We start from the raw sequence: 16,102 nt of genomic DNA, 5'->3' as shown, positions 1-16,102 counted from the left end.
TTAATTATTTGGAATTACGTAGACGCGTAGCGGCTTCCCACAGGGTATTACGAATTAGTAATTCATTATTGAGCTGCTTGCCAAATCCTGATAGTTTTATCCTCACCAGCGCTGGCAAGATTTCGCCCATCGGAACTGATATCAAGAGATAAGATACTTGCTGTATGTCCTGTCAGAGTTTGTAATAATTTACCAGTTTTTAAATTCCAAATTTTGATTGTGCGATCGCTGCTACCACTAATCAAGGTTTGCCCATCTGGGGTAATTGCCAAACATTGAATCAAACCTTGATGTCCTTCCAAGCGCTGCTGTAGTTGTCCTGTAAGCAGGTTCCAAAGGTGGATGGTTGGGCCAAAGCCGCCACTGGCGATGATTTGTAGCGCTGAACTCACAGCCACAGCACGCACGAAGCCAGGGTTACCTGTAATAGTGTGGAGTAATTGCCCATTGTCTAACTGCCAAATTTTTATTACTTTATCACTACCAGCACTAATGAGAAATTTACCATCGGGACTGATAGCTGTGGTGTAAATAAAACCAGCATTTACAGGGAGAGTTTGCTGTAGGTTTCCTGTTTCTACTTGCCAAATTCTGATTGTTTTATCTCTACTTCCAGAGACAATAGTTTGCCCATTGGGACTGATGGATAAAGAATTAATTAAGTCAGAATGTCCTCTAAGAATGCGCTGGGGTTTATTAGCATTCAGATGCCAAATCTTAATTGTATTATCGCTACTGCCACTCACTACAGTCTGATTATCGGGAGCGATCGCAGTTACTATCCAAATACCAGTTTCATTTAATACACTTTGCAGTTTGCCTGTTTGCAGATTCCAAATTTTAATTGTCTTATCGTTACTACTGCTAATAAGGGTTTGAGAATTTCTGCTGAAGGCTACAGATCTAACTAGCTGTGAGTGTCCATTTAAATTATAGGCGAAAACCGCTTGTTGGAATTGCAGTTGCGACTGCACAGGTACAGTTCGGCGCTGCATAGACAAAATTTTCTCCCTTCCTTGCAATGCCTCTGCAAAGGTAGGATTGATAGTTAAAGCGCGATCGTAATCTGCTAGTGCAGCATCATATTGGGCTATTTGTAAGTAGGCATTACCTCGATTACACCAAGCCTCAAAATAATTGGGATCTATTTGTAAAGCGCGATTAAAATCTGTAATTGCACCTTGATAATCTTGGCGTTGAGCCTTATCTAATCCCCAAAAGTTATAAGCTTGAGCATTATTTGCAGATGGGGTAACCGGAATTGTTGGTGGTACATTACTAATTTGAGGTGCTTGTAAATCTTGCAAAACTTCGGCTGCAGATTGATATCTTTCTCCAACAAAATGTTTGAGCAATTTATCAATAATCCGTCCTAAATCGTCACTAATGCTTAACCCTTGCTCCTTAACTCGTTCTCGCCACAGCCAACGCGCTTCTCTAACATCATAAAGAGCATCTGCAAGATTACCATAGGGGTCTTGTAGCGGTAAACACCGAGTTATTAGCCGTGCACAAGTTGCACCCAAAGCATATAAATCACTAGCTGGGTAAGCGTAGCCTTGCATTTGTTCTAAGGGAGCATAACCAATTGTATAAATCCCTGTACCCTGGCGCGCTAAAGTTGTTTGTGTAACTTGTTTCGCACCCCCAAAGTCAATTAGTACCAGTTTGCGATCGTAGCTCCGACGAATGATATTTTCTGGTTTAATATCCCGATGAATGACACTACGCTCGTGAATGAATTGCAGAATTGGTAATAAATCAGCTAACAGTTCCCGAATCTGCATTTCATTAAAAGTATGTTGTTTCATTTCTGCAGCTAAAGTATCTCCAGCAATAAATTCTTGAACTAAATACAAGTTTAATCCTTGCTCAAAATAGGCAACTAGCCGGGGAATTTGAGGATGATTTTCTCCTAGTTCAAACAAGCGCTTTGCTTCTTCTTTAAACATTTCCGCAGCTTTTTGAAGTGCGCTAGTTCCCTGCACTTGGGGCACAAATTGCTTAATTACACAAGGTGCATCTAATCTATCTATATCTCTGGCTTCATAAGTTTTGCCAAAACCACCTTCACCTAATAATCGATTAATACGGTAGCGGTTTTTGAATAACGTACCAAAGCTGTTTCCTCCACAACTGGTGCAAAATCTATTACCATCGGAGCTAAAAGGATTGGAGCAATTGGGATTTTGGCAGATTTGCATATATTATTTTTAATGGGATTTAATTACTGCAATTATTTGCTGAATCAGGGCACAGGAAATAGGGAATAGGGAAAAAGCAAGAAAAAGTATAGCCATATCGATTTTTTACACCCATCAGAGTTATATAGTATGTAATTTAATATTTTCTTGAGAAAGCATAAGCACTAGTACCGCAAGGCGGAATTCAAAATTCAAAATTCAAAATCAAGACAGAATAAGGGTTTTGTTGATTTTGAATGGTCTGTTTATTTACGCCGTGCTGTACTAGTTTAAAAAGGTATGATTAAAAAAATTAAATGTATTTAAAACTGTAAAATAATTTTATTGTATGACAAGCATTGCCGTAGAAATTGCAACTGCAACCTCTGTACATAACTGAATAGAGGAAAAATCAGAAATCTCGGTGTTGACTTTTGAATACAGACGTGATTGCTCGCGTCTTTCCATCTCTTGACTCCTTTAAAGCAACACTAGCTTGATTTATATCCTAAATTTACGGATACTGAATTATTGAAGGTATTGACCCAAAATAAATATGAAATCTCTGCACCGTCCGGATCTATATGGTTGGTCTACTTTCAATCCCGCAAGAAACATTGATTTTAATGGGATTGCCTGGATTCGTCCAGAGGGCAATATCTTAATCGATCCGGTAGCTTTATCCAATCACGATTGGAATCACTTAAACTCTTTGGGTAATGTAGCTTGGATTGTACTGACTAATTCCGATCATGCTAGAGCAGCGAAGGATATTGCCGATCAAACCTACGCTAAAATAGCAGGGCCGATAGCAGAAAAAGATAATTTTCCGATAAATTGCGATCGCTGGCTGAGTGATAGCGAAGAATTAGTCCCAGGATTAAAGGTGATTGAACTTCAAGGTTCTAAAACTCCAGGCGAACTAGCGCTATTGCTAGAAGAAACTACTTTAATTACTGGGGACTTGGTGCGCGCCCATCGAGCAGGTACATTAACTATATTGCCAGACGAAAAGCTAGTAAACCGCGAACAAGCTGTAGCATCTGTGCAAAGATTGGCAAACCTGACTCAAGTAGAAACAATATTAGTCGGGGATGGTTGGTCAGTTTTTCACGATGGACGCGATCGCCTCAAGGAACTAGTCGCAACATTATAATTAAAGTGTCATTCCTCCTCCTTGTTCCCAAGCATATCAAGGAGGAGTAGCTCTCCTCTGGTATTTGGTAGCCAGTTTGCTTTAAATTTGTCGTTTTTTGCTGATTCCCAATAGCCAATGACCAACTATATCCTAAGTAATTAGCCAAATTTAATATGATTTGGTATTAGTTATACCATTTTTTAAAAAGAAGGCGACAGATGGGTAGGGGCACGGCACCAGTAAGATATTTGATATGCCGAAAGATTGCGGATGCCGTGCCCTTACAAAGAATTTATCTGTCGCAAACATTATTTGAATCGGTATTAGTTGTTTTGATTAATTATTACTTTCTGGCTGTAGAAGCATGGGAAAAATCATTTCTAAAAATTGCATAATTTGATTTCAGAAATTTTTAATTATTAATGTTTCTCGTCCCAAGATTTTGGCAACTTTGTTAGGTTTCATTCTGTACCCTACGGGATCTTGCTACAACCCAACTTCCAATTAATTATTCTTCACTTAACCGTATTGGCATATATGATAAACTACAGACTTTAAGTAATCATGGCATGATTGAGAATGACACTTTATGACTTAATGAAGTAGAGGTAATTGTTAAATATAAGCTTGATTTGAGTTTACAATCTGTCTCCCGTGCAATATAAATAATTAAATGTAGAAATTTTGAGAGCGACTCTTAAGGCTGACAGACTTGACGAAATAACGGCGAAGATTTGCTGCTGAGAATTACTTCTTGCAGATGCTCGAAAATATGGAGTTGATTGCTTTCTGTAAAAAGCGATCGCTATTATCAATCGGCCTTAATTCCAACTACCAATGGATACCTTACTGAAATCTGCATCACAAACCAATATTCTACTCATAGATGATAACCCCGATAATCTACGTTTGTTAGCCAAAATGTTAGAGTCACAGGGTTATGTGCTTTGCAAATCACTCAGTGGACGTATGGCTTTGCAAGCTGCTCAACACCAACTTAGCGAATTGATGGGCGGCAAAATGTTGGTAGAGACTCACCTGGAAGAGGGCTCTACTTTTTATTTCACGATTCGCGTCCCGGCTAGTTATCCTGTACCTACCAGAGAAGCTAATGTGCAGGCTACTAGCCACACAAATACCCAGCCATCTCATCTAATTTCACTCACTTCTGCAATGGCAGAAAAATTCCCCTTAAGAATTTTGCTGGCGGAAGATCATGCAGTGAATCAAAAGCTAGCATTATTAATGCTCAAACAATTGGGATACCGTGCTGATGTTGTCAGCAATGGTAAGGAAGTTCTAGAAATCATCCAGCATTTGTCTTATGACGTAATCTTAATGGATGTGCAAATGCCCGAAATGGACGGATTAGAAGCCACAAAGCTGATCCGCCAAAAATATCCAGTGGGTTTGCGTCCGCGAATTATTGCCTTGACAGCCCGCGCCCTACAAGGCGATCGCGAGGAATGTCTAGCAGCAGGGATGGATGACTATCTCAGCAAACCTATCTGCATTGAAATACTAGCTCAAGCCTTAAGTCGATGCGTACCGATAGTTTCTAGCAATGGTGGTTTTATCCCACCCAACAGAAGCGATCGCCAATCCCATCCACTCAATCAACCACTAACAAATCCCGCCGTTATTCCAATAGCAGACTTACCAGCCATTAATACTCAAGCTATGCAAAAAATTTACGAAATGGCTGGAGACGATGAAACCTTTGTCTTAGAAATTATTGACTGCTATTTAGAAGATTCCCCACATATACTGGAGCAAATGCGGGAAGCCGTTATTCAAGGAGATACCACAACTGTACACCGTCTAGCCCATAGCTGGAAATCTAGTAGCGCCTATTTAGGAGCCAGAAATCTCACAGAAATTTGTCGAGAAATCGAAGCGATCGCTCTTTCTGAAATCAGCCATCTACCAGAGCGACTCCATCAGTTAGAAGCGGAATTTGAAAGAGTCAAAACAGCTTTGCAGTTAGAACGTCAGAAACGACTGCTCATCTCCCCAATCCCCAAATGTGGCCCCAAGTTCCCCCTGCAGCCTCAATGTTCAGAAAATTAATTGATCACAAAACCAAAAAACTAGTTACTCAACAAAAAACAGAACAATAATTTTGGAGGGGGTTTGGGGGACGCAACCGTCACCCAATCGGGGGTTTGGGGGAGAATCCCCCAATTCTTCTAGCTTCTTTAATAAATGACAAATCAATAGCTAATGAGCTTAACTGAACTATATGGGCTGATACGGGGCGGAGTCCAAGCTCCGTCCCAGTCTTCCTCCCTGCTCCAATTCCTCTTCTTGACTAAATCTCCGCCTAGGAACAGCCTCTAGCAAATACCTGGAAATATTGAGTTGATAACTTTCAGCTAGAAGCGATCGCCCTCAGCGATTTGAGATTTGAGGTTTTGCAGCACATAATTAATCTTTTTCTAGATAATTAAAAAAGCTATTGCTTCAAAAAGAAGTAATAGCTTTTTTACCTGGTATTTCCAAAAAATTTTCTCTGCTAAAAACTATATTAAATAGTATATCAAATTATTTTATAGCGAGATATTTATATTTTTATAACCGTATTATCACTTAATTTTTGAGATGATTTAAAAAAACGCTGTTATTTCTCTAGCCAAGCATTATCTATATACAGTAGGGCTTTCACCCCATATTTATCATTGAATAAGATTAGCAATTTTTGAATTCTACAATATACATAAAAATCATCAAAATCAACCAATTTTCACCATAAAAAGCTCCTTGTTTATCAAAGAATATATACAATTCAAACATTGCATACAATTATTTCCCTTAATTTAACTATCTAAGTGCATATTTTTTTACATTTTTCTGCCCAAAACTATTTACATTTAACCAAGGTATGTTTAATATTAATTCAGTGGGAAGCGAAGGAATAAAACCTAGCTGAAACTACTAACAATCAACAATGAGTAAGGTAAAAAACAATGGCAGTTGAAAAAACTAATTCCTCTTCAAGTTTGGCAGAAGTTATTGACCGTATTTTAGACAAAGGTATCGTTGTAGATGCGTGGGTACGTGTTTCTTTAGTAGGTATTGAACTACTAGCTATTGAAGCTCGGATCGTTATCGCTTCTGTTGAAACCTATTTGAAATATGCAGAAGCTGTTGGTTTAACTCAATCAGCTGCTATGCCTGCTTAATTATTAAGAGTACGCTATCTCTACCTCGTTTGTGCAAACTAAAAAAAGTCACATCGGGTGAAATTGAGAAACGACTTTTAAAGTTGGCACTTTCAGGATAATTTCTTTCTTATAGCTAAAAATCCTTCAACTTAGAAGGATTTTTAGCTATTTACAATTAATGTAGTTTTGCAATCCTTAATTGCAGTCGAATACCAAAATATTTTGGTTTTAATACCACCTCTAGGAGATGTCTTCTAACTCAAAAATTAGATTGGGGTAAGCTTACTGCAACCCGATATTTGCATGATAGAAGTTGCACAGAGTTGAAATACTCTATGGTGTTTCTGATGCAGATAAGGTACAAAATTATATCGCCAGGTGTAATGGCACGGAACTGCCCTGTCCTTATGGGCGTACCTTACCTAGATTGGGAAATACTATTAAATTTGCAGCACACAAAAAATATTATTCCCATCAGCTTAGTAAGCTAATATCATTCTTGTGTATTGCTGTGATAATAAGATTCTTTTCAGTTTTATATCAAATTGCTACAAGTTTTATCTTTTAATCATCATACAAAAGCTTGTGAAGAATTGATACAAATCTAGATCCATCAGACTACAGTAAATAGTATCTTTAACAGAAGTAATTCAACTCAATAAAACATAAAACCTAAATAGGGAGGCAAAAAGCAAGGAAATTTTGTTTCCAAGTTTTGTGGAAGTTGCTACCGCTTTAGACACCTCCACATTGAAATTGCATACAGCCAACCGCCAGAATAACTATCAACAAATTAGTTTTTCATTTTCACAGCGAACTCTTAACAGGTAATCCCAAATTAGTATAGCCAGCATTGTTTGAGAATCCGTAAACAGCCAGATGTTCAAGATTTTCAATCTACAATTTGGATCACAGGTGTTCAAGGGACTGCCCAACAATATTTTTCTTTTTCCCCCTGCCCCCTTCCCCCTGCCCCTCTGCCTACTTCAAGAGTTCCCTACCCCGTTGGCACAGCCTCTCATCAGGGGTTTGTTGAATGAGCGAATTTTGAATTGCTTCACGTTTCTTTTTTCTGGGAAACTCAGCTAAATCAAAAGGAGAAGACCCATGAAGGTTGGTATCCCCAAGGAAGTTTACCCTGGTGAACAGCGTGTAGCTGTCACACCAGACACAGCCAAGCGGCTACAAAAACTTGGCTTTGATGTACTTGTAGAAACGAGTGCAGGTTGCGGGGCAAATTTTGCCGATGATGCCTATAGGCAATCCCAATGCCACATTATTGCCGATGCTGCCACTCTTTGGGCAGAGGCAGATATTGTACTCAAAGTACGCCCACCCCAAATGCATCCCGAGTTAGGCAAAGATGAAACGGATTTGCTGCGTGAGGGCAGCACAATCATTGGTTTTATTTGGCCTGCCCAAAATGCCCAACTGCTGCAAAAACTGCTAGAACGCAAAGCTACAGCGCTGGCGATGGATGCAATCCCACGCATTAGCCGCGCTCAAAAAATGGATGCTTTGAGTTCCATGGCCAATCTTGCTGGCTACCGGGCTGTAATTGAAGCCGCTAACCACTTTGGACGCTTCTTTAACGGTCAAATTACAGCAGCAGGTAAAGTTCCACCAGCGAAGATATTGGTGATTGGTGTGGGTGTAGCTGGGCTAGCCGCCATTGGTACAGCTAAAGGATTGGGGGCAATTGTGCGGGCATTTGATACCCGCTTGGTGGTAAAAGAACAAGTAGAAAGCCTGGGCGCAGAGTTTCTCGAACTCAACTTTGCTGAGGATGGTTCTGGTGAAGGTGGCTACGCCAAGGTAATGAGCGATGAATTTATCAAAGCAGAGATGGAACTGTTTGCGGAGCAAGCAAAGGATGTTGACATCATCATTACCACAGCCTTGATTCCTGGGAGAACAGCACCCATACTGATTACTCAAGCAATGGTTGAGAGTATGAAAGAGGGTTCTGTAGTCGTTGATTTGGCCGCAGAACAGGGAGGTAATTGCGCTTGTACCCATCCTCATGAAGTGTACCGTTACAACGGAGTCACAATTGTTGGGTTAACAGACCTACCCAGCCGCATGGCACAACAAGCCAGTCAGCTTTATGGGACGAATCTTTGCCATCTTTTAGAAGAGATGGGTGGGGCGAGTAAATACCAAGTAAATCTGGAAGATGAGGTAGTGCGCGGCGCTTTAGTCGCTTATGCGGGTGATATTACTTGGCCAGCACCAAAATTTGAGAAAAAGGTGGAGGTAAAAGTCGAGAAAGTAGTAGAAAAAGTCAAAGAAACGCCGCCAGTATTAGCAACTACACCTACAGCACCAATTTCTCAAACTTCCCAAGGAGGGGGCGGAGTTAACTTTTTTTGGCTATTGATAGTGGCTTTAGCCTTAGTAGGTATCGGCATCACTGCACCGCCAGAATTCCTAGCTCATTTCACCGTGTTTGTTTTAGCTTGCTTTATTGGTTGGCAAGTCATTTGGAATGTAAAACCTGCTTTGCACACACCACTGATGAGCGTCACCAATGCCATTAGCGGCATCATTATTATCGGCGGTATGGTGCAAATATCCGGATCTGCTAACTCAGCTACTACCATCCTAGGCGCGATCGCAATTTTAGTGGGCACGATTAATATTTCCGGCGGTTTCCTCGTCACGCAACGAATGCTCAAGATGTTCCAAAAATAGAAGAAATTTATGTCAAATAATTTACTGACAGTGGCGTACATTGTAGCTAGCGCCTTATTCATTCTCAGTTTGGGGGGATTGTCTGACCAGGAAACCGCTCGTAAAGGCAATATTTACGGCATTGTGGGGATGCTGATTGCTTTTGTCGCTACTACACTTACCCTTCAGGCAAACGCCTACGGTATCTTAGCTACTGTCGCGATCCCCGGAGCCATTGTAGGTGCCATTGTCGCCTCAAGGGTGGCGATGACATCCATGCCAGAACTAGTGGCAATTCTTCATAGTTTTGTAGGGATGGCGGCGGTTTTGGTAGGCGTTGCTAATTATCTCCAAGAAACGCCACTCACCCCCGTAGAAGCAACTATCCACCAAGTAGAAATTTATATTGGTGTATTTATTGGGGCAGTCACCTTTACAGGTTCAATAGTTGCCTTTGGCAAACTGCGCGGGATCATCAGCAGCAAACCGCTATTACTTCCAGGGCGGCACATCCTCAACTTAGCGATGCTAGTTGCTGTCCTGTGGTTAGGTAGCCAGTTTCTCGGCACAGCATCCCTCCCTGGATTGCAACTACTACTAATCATGTCTGCAATTGCCTGCGTTTTAGGCGTTCATCTCGTCATGGCAATTGGTGGTGCAGATATGCCAGTGGTAATTTCCATGCTCAACAGCTACTCTGGCTGGGCGGCGGCGGCTGCCGGCTTCATGTTATCCAACGATTTGCTGATTATTACAGGTGCATTGGTAGGTAGTAGTGGCGCTATCCTCAGCTACATCATGTGTAAAGCCATGAACCGTTCCTTTATCAGCGTCATTTTAGGAGGTTTTGGCGCTCAAACCACCACTGCGGAAAGTAGCGAACAACCTACAGGCAAATTCACCGCCACCACAATAGAAGACACAGTAGAACTCTTATACCGCGCCAAGAGTGTAATTATCGTCCCTGGCTATGGCATGGCAGTAGCCCAAGCGCAACATGGAGTTTCCGAAATTGTCAAACAACTGCGCGATCGCGGCGTTAAAATTCGCTTTGGTATCCATCCCGTAGCGGGTAGAATGCCCGGACACATGAACGTGCTGTTGGCAGAGGCGAAAGTGCCTTACGACATCGTTTTAGAAATGGATGAAATTAATCACGACTTCCCCGAAACAGATGTAGTTTTGGTAATTGGCGCTAACGACACCGTCAACCCCAGCGCCTTAGAAAACCCCAACAGTCCCATCGCCGGAATGCCAGTCTTAGAAGTTTGGAAAGCTAGCACCGTCATCGTCATGAAACGCAGCATGGCTAGCGGCTACGCCGGCGTAGAAAATCCCCTCTTCTACAAAGACAACACCCTGATGCTGTTTGGCGATGCCAAGAAAAACATTGACGCGACTGTTGCCAAACTCACCCAGTTAAAAGCAGACGCAGCAAGTCTGAATTTGGCAGCGACAAGGGTATTAAATTAAGGGGCATGGGGCATGGGGTAATGGGTAATGGGTAATGGGTAATGGGTAATTGGTAATTGGTGTTTGGGATTTGTCATTAATTATGTCTCCCCTGCTCCCTGCTCCCTGTCCCCCTGCTTTTTCCCAGTCCCCAGTCCCCAATCCCCAATCCCCCAATCCATGAGAAAAGTAGCAGTCTGGGAAGAGCAGCCAAACTGCTACTGGGAGCAGAAAGAATCAAGATTATGCGCTAGTTGGCGTGAGCGACTTCTTTTGTAGCGGCAGAAATATCGATCACTTTGGCGAAATCAGACAGTACATCCTGTAATCTCTGGGCAATTTCTGCATCAAGCTGAATACTGCCATCAGCTTGTACTTGAATTTGCTTATCTATACTGTAGATAGTACTTAGGATGTGCCGCGCTCCTAATTCGGATAGCACGGGTTTTAACGCATATTCTATTGCTAATAAATGGGCGATTGTTCCGCCTGTAGCTAGAGGAAGTACAACTTTTCCGGCTAAGGATTTCTGGGGTAATAAATCCAAGAAGGCTTTTAAGACACCTGTGTAAGCAGCTTTGTAAATAGGTGTAGCAATAATTACGCCATCAGCTTTTTCTAACAGAGCTTTTGGTTTTTCTAAAGCTGGACTATCGTAACGTCCATAAGCTAAATCTTCCGCTGGAATGTCGCGCACTGAGATAATATCTACCGTTACGCCTTGCTGTACAAGCAGTTTGCTAGCATACTCCAGTAAAGAGTAGGTGCGGGAAGGATGGGAAGGACTACCTGCGATCGCTAAAATATGAGCCATGTTCTAAAGTTCTCCTGAGAATATTTTGCTGTTAATCTACAGTCGCAGCTGTTGGCTGATTAATTTGTGGTTTGGGAAATTCCTGATTAGCAACGATTTCGCCAAACGGACTTGTGAATTGCGGTTCAATCGCAGGTAAATTTTCTAAAGGCAAGCGTGGGAATAGTAATTCAGCCACACGGTAAGCTTCCTCTAGATGGGGATAACCAGAGAAGATAAAAGTATCAATCCCCAAGTCTGTATACTCCAACATTCTTTGAGCCACAGTATCGGGATCGCCGACTAAAGCAGTCCCCGCACCACCCCGTACTAAACCAATTCCTGCCCATAAATTGGGACTAATTTCTAAAGCGTCGCGGCTACCCTTGTGTAATTCTTGCATCCGACGCTGTCCTTCAGAGTCCATACGGGCGTATGCTTCTTGAGTTTTAGCGATCGCATCTTCGTCTACATAGCGAATTAGATTATTTGCTGCATCCCAAGCTTGACTTTCAGTTTCTCTCACAATGACGTGCAGGCGAATACCAAAGCGGATTGTCCGTCCTTGCGCTTCTGCTAGCCGACGCACTGAGGCAATTTTTTGGGCAACTTGTGCAGGTGTTTCACCCCAAGTTAAGTAAACATCTACGTGCTTGGCAGCAATTTCTTGAGCAATGGGAGAAGAACCACCAAACCACAACGGTGGATATGGTTTCTGTACAGGTGGAAATAAAATCTTCCCTTCTTGGATGTTGAGATAATCGCCTTGGAAGTTAGTAACTTCATTCGCTGCGATTTGCCGCCACACTGTCAAAAATTCATCGGTGAGTTTATAACGATCGTCATGGGAAAGATGCAAACCATCACCCGCCAACTCTACGGGATCGCCACCTGTAACCACATTAATTAGCAAGCGTCCCCCAGAAATCCGGTCAAACGTCGCAGCCATCCGCGCCGCAACTCCTGGTGACATCAACCCCGGGCGAATCGCCACCAGAAACCGCATTTTTTTTGTATGGGTTGCTAGCGTTGATGCCAAAATCCACGCATCTTCACAAGAACGCCCTGTTGGTAACAAAGCACCTGTAAAACCCAAGTGATCGATGGCTTGGGCAATTTGTCGCCAATAATCAAAATTTACTGCCCTCGCGCCTATAGTAGTACCAAGATAGCGTCCTTCTCCGTGCGTGGGGATAAACCAAAGTAGTTGCATAATCCCTATTTAATATGGCTGCAAAATCAGATTTCTATAAAACTACGGTAATTCTATGTGTATACCGTATTTATTTGTCATCTAAGAGTATTGCATAGGTATGCAGGGAAAGCAACAGGTTGAAAAGTCAATTGTAGAGACGCGATGAACTTAAGGGTCAAGGGTCAAAGGTCAAAGGTCAAAGGTCAAAGGTCAAGGGTCAAAGGTCAAAGGTCAAGGGTCAAAGGTCAAGGGTCAAGGGTCAAAGGTCAAGGGTCAAAGGTCAAGGGTCAAGGGTCAAGGGTCAAGGGTCAAGGGTCAAGGGTCAAAGGTCAAAAGTAATTTGCCCCATTACCCATTACCCATTACCCATTACCCATTCCCCAATCCCCAATCCCCATTACCCATTCCCCAACGCCCTCTTACCCAACGACATACAAATCGCATCATTCTGTGGGGTATGGATGCGGCTGCATAGAACGTCGCGATAGTATCTTTCTAAAGGGTTATGACGTGATAAGCCAGGATTACCAATTAGTTCTAGTCCTGTTTCAACGGCGCGAATGGCGTTACTTGTGGTGATATATTTTACGGAATGTGCCTGTAATGCTACGGTGTTATCATACTCGGCGCGGTCGATATCGTGGGCTAAACCGTAAATTAGGCGATCGCTGGCGTAGAGTAAAGCTTCAATTTCACCCATTGCGGTTTGAAAGCGGGGTAGAGTGGCTAAACTAGCTCCTAAGTTAGAAGGCGATCGCTCATTTAAATAACCTACTAACCAATCACGGGCGGCTTTGGCTACACCTTGATACAAAGCACTCAGCCACAGGCTATTACCAGCTAATTGCAAGGGGTCTGGTAATGACCAAGCTGACAATGGGCGAATATCTAAAGCGTATTCTAAAGGAATTAAGGCATTTTCTAAAATCAGGTCATGGCTACCAGTAGCCCTCATTCCCAAATGATCCCAAGTCTCTGCAATTCGTACACCAGGAACATCACGAGGTACGAGAAAATTTCCTACTCGCGGTTCTGGCTCTGTGGTGCGCGCCCACACAACGAAGTAGCTTAAAATTGGACTGCCTGTAGTGTATATTTTATGACCATTTAATAGCCAACCATCTGGGGTTTGTTGAGCTGTGGTTGCAGGTAATCCACCCCTCGCTGGCGTACCTAATTCTGGTTCCACCCGGGCAGCATTTAATAAAGCAATACCTGCCAACGATTCCCGACACAACCGTTGATAAATCTCTTCTGGCCAGCGACGTGAACGGCTAGCATTAGCGTGTTGGAGATAATGCATCGTCAACACTAAAGCCGTAGCCGCATCCCCACTAGCTATAGTTTCAATCACCCGACTGACAGCCGCATATCCTAAAGCCTGTCCGCCAAACTCTTTAGGAACAGTCAAATTCAAGAGCTGCGCTTGCTGGAGAGCCGTAAAATTCTCAAATGGAAAAGAACCATCGAGATCGTGCACTGCAGCGCGAGTAGCAAAGTCAGCAGCCAGAGAAGCGACACGCTCAAATAAATCGGTGCTAGGTGTCACTGGAGATGTATTAAGTTTGACCATATTTACTTCTTCAGCGTTTACAAAGTACAGCAAGGCGGCAATTTATTTATTGTCATATAAATGGGGACTGGGGATTAGGGACTGGGGACTGGGGACTGGGGACTGGGGATTGGGTGAGACAGATGAGGGAGATGAGGAGGATGAGGAAGCACGGGAGAAATATCTATTACCAATTACCAATTACCCATTACCCATTACCCATTACTCAATGCCCAATGCCCAATGCCCAATGCCCCATATAATTCTGCCAATAGAAGTAACAATCGAGATAGAGGTAAGAACAGAAAGCTTTCACTAGAGTAGAAGCACTAAAGTAACCTAGAGATTTGCAATGGCATACCAAGGTGTAATTCTAGATGTAGATGGGACACTGATTCTTAGTAATAATGCTCATGCTGAAGCTTGGGTAGAAGCATTTGCAGAATTTGGCTATGAGGTAAAGTTTACACAAGTCCGACCGCTAATTGGCATGGGAGGCGACCAGATTATTCCCAAATTTGTGCCAGGACTTTCGGATCAACAAGGTAAAGGTAAGCAAATTGCCGATAAACGCAAAGAACTAATCATTAACAAGTTTAGTAAAGAGCTGACTCCTACCAATGGGGCGCGGGAACTAATATTGAAAATGCAATCTGTGGGATTACGCCTGATCATCGCTAGTTCAGCCAGCAGTCAAGAACTTTCGGTATTGCTAAAAGCAGGACACATTGACGACTTACTCAGTCAAGATGAAGCCACCACATCTAACGATGCTGAATCTTCTAAACCAGCTCCAGATATTGTGCAAGCTGCTTTGGATAGGCTGAACATTCCCGCATCCCAGGTAGTAATGCTGGGTGATACTCCTTATGATATTGAGTCAGCAAATAAAGCTGGTGTTGATGTGATTGCGCTGCGTTGCGGTGGCTTTGATGATGATCAATTAGAAAATGCGATCGCTATTTACAATGACCCAGCTGACTTGTTAACACAGTTTGACAGTTCACCTTTAGCCATTCAAGCAATTACAACAGCATAGTATCAATTCAACCTTAACAAAGCTAAATTTTCATATCATGTCCGTTTGAGGACTTATCATATCTGTGAAGGTTGGTAATGGGTCATGGGTCATGGGTAATGGGAAAGAAAAATCCAGTTTAATAATTACTAATGACCAATTCCCAATGACCAACCATATCGTAAGTAATTAGCCGGACTTGATATTATATAAGGCTTGTGAAACTTGTTTAATTGGGACTGCCTTCTTCCAGGCTTATTTAATCAAGATGACGCTGGCAATAATTTGTAATTTTTTTAACTCGCGTACCAGATGTTGAGCTTGGTATTTATAAAGTAGTGTTGGTAATACTGTGGGCAAATTATTCATCCATTGCAGAACATCAGCAGCAGTACATCCTGTAATCAAGGTGATTTTCTCTACAGCATGAGCCATAGCACTACTAGTCACAGCTTGTTCGATTTGCACTTGCCAAAGGCGAGGTAGCATTTCACCCCATTCAATTCGCTGTAAACTATTGCTAGTGGCTAAAACAATCAAGCGATCGCCAATATCAAGCCTCACATCATCCCAAGGCATTAATGAGTATTTGTGTTGTCGAGATTTCTGGTAGAGAATGGGCACAACACCATAACCATGAGCTATATATCACAACACGTGAACAAAAATCTGAATTGAATGTAGTAGCGTGTCTAGACTAAAATAGTGCATTGCTCAAACTCTTGTGGGATGGGCATCTTGCCCGTCCTGGGCGGACAAGATGCATTGGTGTCAACTTAAGCTAAAAGCTATATAGGGCGGGCGTTGTACAAATACCTCGCGCCCTCATCCCCTAACCCCTTCTCCCTGGGGGAGAAGGGGAATTGAATCTCTTGCTCCCCTCTCCTAGTGGGCTACGGTGTACACACAAGTCTTAAAATTCCCCCTAGTGCTT

Annotated in this window: 12 protein-coding genes; 7 read left to right on the top strand and 5 right to left on the bottom strand. The window is 42.5% G+C overall.

The window, feature by feature from the left end:
• Positions 1-65: 65 nt before the first annotated feature.
• Positions 66-2,204 (bottom strand): protein kinase domain-containing protein, encoded by a 2,139-nt coding sequence (locus tag AACU25_RS13705; protein ID WP_096576481.1) that lies wholly within the window; start codon positions 2,202-2,204, stop codon positions 66-68.
• 535 nt (positions 2,205-2,739) lie between these two features.
• On the opposite strand from AACU25_RS13705, the gene AACU25_RS13700 reads away from it, so the two are divergent.
• The 5 genes from AACU25_RS13700 (at position 2,740) to pntB (ending at position 10,631) form a co-directional block, all read left to right on the top strand.
• A complete protein-coding gene (locus AACU25_RS13700; protein WP_096576479.1) occupies positions 2,740-3,339 on the top strand; it encodes an MBL fold metallo-hydrolase in 600 nt (199 codons plus the stop codon).
• Between the two features lie 819 nt (positions 3,340-4,158).
• Complete coding sequence (locus AACU25_RS13695; protein ID WP_096576477.1) at positions 4,159-5,391, top strand: response regulator; 1,233 nt, start codon at positions 4,159-4,161, stop codon at positions 5,389-5,391.
• Positions 5,392-6,287: 896 nt separating this feature from the next.
• Complete coding sequence (gene gvpA / locus AACU25_RS13690) at positions 6,288-6,503, top strand: gas vesicle structural protein GvpA (protein WP_010996411.1); 216 nt, start codon at positions 6,288-6,290, stop codon at positions 6,501-6,503.
• Positions 6,504-7,592: 1,089 nt separating this feature from the next.
• Positions 7,593-9,179, top strand: a complete 1,587-nt coding sequence (gene pntA, locus AACU25_RS13685) for a Re/Si-specific NAD(P)(+) transhydrogenase subunit alpha (protein WP_096576474.1) — start codon at positions 7,593-7,595, stop codon at positions 9,177-9,179.
• Between the two features lie 9 nt (positions 9,180-9,188).
• A complete protein-coding gene (pntB, locus tag AACU25_RS13680) occupies positions 9,189-10,631 on the top strand; it encodes a Re/Si-specific NAD(P)(+) transhydrogenase subunit beta (RefSeq protein ID WP_096576472.1) in 1,443 nt (480 codons plus the stop codon).
• 229 nt (positions 10,632-10,860) lie between these two features.
• Here the strand turns inward: pntB and ssuE are convergent, their stop codons facing one another.
• From ssuE to AACU25_RS13665, 3 genes are all read right to left on the bottom strand, one after another.
• Positions 10,861-11,424: an NADPH-dependent FMN reductase gene (gene ssuE, locus AACU25_RS13675; RefSeq protein ID WP_096576470.1), complete on the bottom strand. Its 564-nt coding sequence runs from the start codon at positions 11,422-11,424 to the stop codon at positions 10,861-10,863.
• 31 nt (positions 11,425-11,455) lie between these two features.
• The gene (gene ssuD / locus AACU25_RS13670) at positions 11,456-12,616 is read right to left on the bottom strand and encodes an FMNH2-dependent alkanesulfonate monooxygenase (protein WP_096576468.1); all 1,161 of its coding nucleotides are present in this window, start codon (positions 12,614-12,616) and stop codon (positions 11,456-11,458) included.
• A 379-nt stretch (positions 12,617-12,995) separates the two neighbouring features.
• Complete coding sequence (locus AACU25_RS13665; RefSeq protein WP_096576466.1) at positions 12,996-14,171, bottom strand: acyl-CoA dehydrogenase family protein; 1,176 nt, start codon at positions 14,169-14,171, stop codon at positions 12,996-12,998.
• Between AACU25_RS13665 and AACU25_RS13660 the strand changes: the two genes are divergently transcribed.
• Together AACU25_RS13660 and AACU25_RS13655 are read left to right on the top strand one after the other, a co-directional pair.
• Positions 14,164-14,469, top strand: coding sequence for a hypothetical protein (locus tag AACU25_RS13660; protein ID WP_096576464.1), 306 nt, complete (start codon positions 14,164-14,166; stop codon positions 14,467-14,469). The genes AACU25_RS13665 and AACU25_RS13660 overlap by 8 nt on opposite strands.
• Before the next feature lie 33 nt (positions 14,470-14,502).
• On the top strand, positions 14,503-15,189 hold the full coding sequence (locus AACU25_RS13655; RefSeq protein ID WP_096576462.1) for an HAD family hydrolase: 687 nt from the start codon (positions 14,503-14,505) through the stop codon (positions 15,187-15,189).
• 234 nt (positions 15,190-15,423) lie between these two features.
• Here AACU25_RS13655 and AACU25_RS13650 read toward each other — a convergent pair whose 3' ends face one another.
• Complete coding sequence (locus AACU25_RS13650; RefSeq protein ID WP_190445882.1) at positions 15,424-15,792, bottom strand: hypothetical protein; 369 nt, start codon at positions 15,790-15,792, stop codon at positions 15,424-15,426.
• Positions 15,793-16,102 lie beyond the last annotated feature (310 nt).

The organism is Tolypothrix tenuis PCC 7101 (assembly GCF_963874875.1).
In the GTDB taxonomy this organism is placed as follows: domain Bacteria; phylum Cyanobacteriota; class Cyanobacteriia; order Cyanobacteriales; family Nostocaceae; genus Aulosira; species Aulosira tenue.
This window is presented reverse-complemented; position numbering and strand designations above follow the sequence as displayed.

Bases quoted from the DNA above. Each gene is read 5' to 3' on its own strand.
- AACU25_RS13705 (WP_096576481.1), bottom strand. From the start codon at position 2,204: ATGCAAATCTGCCAAAATCCCAATTGCTCCAATCCTTTTAGCTCCGAT.
- AACU25_RS13700 (WP_096576479.1), top strand. From the start codon at position 2,740: ATGAAATCTCTGCACCGTCCGGATCTATATGGTTGGTCTACTTTCAAT.
- AACU25_RS13695 (WP_096576477.1), top strand. From the start codon at position 4,159: ATGGATACCTTACTGAAATCTGCATCACAAACCAATATTCTACTCATA.
- gvpA (WP_010996411.1), top strand. From the start codon at position 6,288: ATGGCAGTTGAAAAAACTAATTCCTCTTCAAGTTTGGCAGAAGTTATT.
- pntA (WP_096576474.1), top strand. From the start codon at position 7,593: ATGAAGGTTGGTATCCCCAAGGAAGTTTACCCTGGTGAACAGCGTGTA.
- pntB (WP_096576472.1), top strand. From the start codon at position 9,189: ATGTCAAATAATTTACTGACAGTGGCGTACATTGTAGCTAGCGCCTTA.
- ssuE (WP_096576470.1), bottom strand. From the start codon at position 11,424: ATGGCTCATATTTTAGCGATCGCAGGTAGTCCTTCCCATCCTTCCCGC.
- ssuD (WP_096576468.1), bottom strand. From the start codon at position 12,616: ATGCAACTACTTTGGTTTATCCCCACGCACGGAGAAGGACGCTATCTT.
- AACU25_RS13665 (WP_096576466.1), bottom strand. From the start codon at position 14,171: ATGGTCAAACTTAATACATCTCCAGTGACACCTAGCACCGATTTATTT.
- AACU25_RS13655 (WP_096576462.1), top strand. From the start codon at position 14,503: ATGGCATACCAAGGTGTAATTCTAGATGTAGATGGGACACTGATTCTT.